General features: G+C 71.8%; 3 protein-coding genes. 1 reads left to right on the forward strand and 2 read right to left on the reverse strand.

All coding sequences use genetic code 11. From position 1 onward, the window contains the following. Positions 1-115 precede the first annotated feature (115 nt). Entirely contained in the window at positions 116-952 is an 837-nt protein-coding gene (locus VR45_RS14800) for a phosphatase PAP2 family protein (RefSeq protein WP_078896521.1), read from the forward strand. Positions 953-1,021: 69 nt separating this feature from the next. Here VR45_RS14800 and VR45_RS14805 read toward each other — a convergent pair whose 3' ends face one another. Then, complete coding sequence (locus VR45_RS14805; RefSeq protein WP_078896522.1) at positions 1,022-1,585, reverse strand: GPR1/FUN34/YaaH family transporter; 564 nt, start codon at positions 1,583-1,585, stop codon at positions 1,022-1,024. A 289-nt stretch (positions 1,586-1,874) separates the two neighbouring features. After that, on the reverse strand, positions 1,875-2,853 hold a 979-nt coding region (locus tag VR45_RS14810), incomplete at its 5' end, for a SpoIIE family protein phosphatase (RefSeq protein WP_159394217.1).

Consider the following 2,853-nt stretch of genomic DNA (forward strand, 5'->3'; position numbering starts at 1 on the left):
AGAGTAGGACGCCGCCGAACAATCATTCCAAAAAGACCCCCTCCGGTTCAGGAGGGGGTCTTTTTGCGTTAACGTCTCCCCACTACGTCCGAGCTCGGTGGAGAGGCACGAACCGTTGCAGAACCTGACGCTTACCTGGCAGTCCGCCGGGGGTACCGCGGTCGTGCTCTACGGGGGCTCGTACGTGGCGGCCCGGGTGCGGCGGCCCGGTGTCTCGACGGTCCTGCGGGAGGCCGGCACCCTGCTCGCGCTGTTCGCGCTCTGGCAGCTGGTCGGACGCCTCTCGCTGATGAGCACCGAACACGCCCTGGACCGGGCCCGCTGGATCCACCGGACGGAACTGGCCGTCGGACTGCCCGACGAAGCCTCCTGGCAGGCCGCGGTGACGCCGTACCCGGTGCTGGTGAAGCTGGCGAACTACTACTACGCGTCGATGCACTTCACCGTGATGATCGCGGTGCTGGTCTGGGTCTTCCTCAGACACCGGGAGCGGTATGCCTGGGTGCGGACCACAGTGGTGATCACGACGGCGGTCTGTCTGGCCGTCCAGTTCATCCCGGTGGCGCCGCCCCGGATGCTTCCGGAGAAGGGGTTCGTCGACGTCGCGGCGGAGTACGGGCAGTCGGTGTACGGCGGTGGGGTCGGCGGGCTGGTGCAGGCCGCGCAGCTGTCGGCGATGCCGTCCGTCCATGTGGCGTGGTGCGTGCTGGTGGCGGTCGCGGTGGTGCGGGTCTCGCGGAGTCCGCTGCGGTGGTTGATGGTGCTGCACCCGGTGCTGACCGTCGCGGTCGTGGTGGTGACGGCCAACCACTTCTGGGCGGACGGCCTGGTCGCGGTGGCGATCCTGCTGCTGGCGTACGCGGCGCAGAGCGGCTTCGTGCGGTGGCGGGCCCGGAACACGGCGGACGTCCGGCCGGAGGCCGGACGGGACCGGGTGGGTGCCCGCGGCTGAGCGGGCACGCGGCATGCCGGTGGGCCGGGCCCCGTGGGGGGAGGGTCCGGTCCACCGGTGCACCCGCCGTTACTTGACCGGCAGGGCGTCACGGCCCCACGCGCTGTTGGTCAGCGACGCGGTGGCCCAGTACCAGGCCGCCAGCCCGGAGGCCGCGGCGATCCAGCCGGCCGCCTTGGCAAGGCCGCCGGAGGTGTTGAAGGTGGCGATCGCGGAGAGGAACAGCGAGACCGTCAGCAGGCCGTAGATCGCGCGGCTGAACAGACCCGCGTTCCAGCTGGCCGCGGTCAGGGTGAGTGCGAGCAGGGCCCACAGCAGCAGGAACAGGCCGGCCGCGTTCTTGCCGGCGCCGGAGGCGGTGGACCAGGTGGCCCAGAAGGCACCGAGGCTGGTGAAGGCCGTCCCGGTGAAGCCCTCGCCGCCGCGGAGCTGCCAGAGGCCGGCGACGAACAGGGTGATGCCGCCGAGGATGTGGGCGAGATGGGCCGAGTTCGCCACGGCTGTGCCGCTGAACAGGCCGGTCGAGAGAACGCCGTAGGCGAGGAGGGTCAGGCCGAGTGCGAGGTAACCGAGGTTACCCGCGTCGGCACCGGTGGAGCGGGCGTTCAGTGCCCCGGTAGCTTCATTGCTCACCGGAGGCTCCTTTCACTCATGGGCGCGCGCAAGGGCGCAGTGAACGCGGGTGAGTTTCGATGAGATGAAGGCGCGTGACCGCGCCGGGCGCGCACGGCTGGAGCGTGCGACGGCTGCGGTCAGAAAGCTGGCCAGCGAAAGAGCCGCTGGTCACGTCCCCTCCGGGGGATTCCCCGGTGAGATCGGTGTACCCACAGTGAGCGGGCTTGTACCCTTGTGAATCGCACATTTTGTGTCGACGGCCCGTCGCGGATCGTTCAGGCTGCGACAGTCCCGTGCGGGGTCGGGCTCAGGTGGTCCGCTGGGTGGGCACCCGCAGGGTGAGGATGGCCATGTCGTCGGACGGCGGCTCGGGCGCGAAGCGTTCGACCGCCCGCTGCACGCGCAGTGCGACCGCCCCGGCGGTGAGGCCGGTGCAGCCGGTGAGCACCTCGGCGAGGCCGTCGTCGCCGAGCATCCGCAGGCCCTCGCGGCGCTCGGTGACGCCGTCGGTGACGCAGAGCAGGACCTCGCCGGGCTGGAGCACCAGGTGCTCGGCGGTGAGGTCCAGGTCGTCCATGACGCCGAGCAGCGGCTGCGGGGTGGCGGCCCGGTCGACCCGGCCGTCGGTGCGCAGCCGCAGGGGCAGCGGATGGCCGGCGCAGACCATGGAGAGTTCGGTGCTGCCGTCGGGGCGGGGGGTCAGCTCGCCGTAGAGCAGGGTGAGGAAGCGGCTGCGCGAACCCTCGTCCAGGATCGCGGTGTTGAGCCGGCTAAGGACCTGTGGGGCGTCCAGGCCCTCGCGGGCGAGCAGCCGCAGCGAGTGCCGGGCGAGGCCGGTCACCGAGGCGGCCTCGGGGCCGGTGCCGCAGACGTCGCCGATGGCGAAGCCGTAGGTGCCCTCGCGGATCGGGAAGAGGTCGTAGAAGTCGCCGCCGACCTCGTTGCCCTCGCCGGCGGCCTGGTAGTAGACGTCCACCTCGACGCCCGGGATGTCGGGCAGGTCCGGCGGCAGCAGGCTGCGCTGCAGGGCCTGGCTGGTGGCCGTGCGCTCGGAGTAGAGCCGGGAGTTGTCCAGGGCGAGGGCGGCCCGGCGGGAGAGGTCCTCGGCGAGTTCCAGGACCTCCTGGCGGAACCGGACGCCGGCCGGGGTGCCGAGGGCGAGCAGGCCGATCACCCGGTTGCGGGCGGTCAGCGGCAGGACGACGGTCTCGCCGAGGAGGCCGCCGAGGCCGGGTTCGTCGGCGAAGCCGCTGCCGTCGGCGGTCTCGGTGGGGCCGGCCCAGAAG

The organism is Streptomyces sp. NRRL S-495, from assembly GCF_000966955.1.
Classification (GTDB): Bacteria; Actinomycetota; Actinomycetes; order Streptomycetales; family Streptomycetaceae; genus Kitasatospora; species Kitasatospora purpeofusca.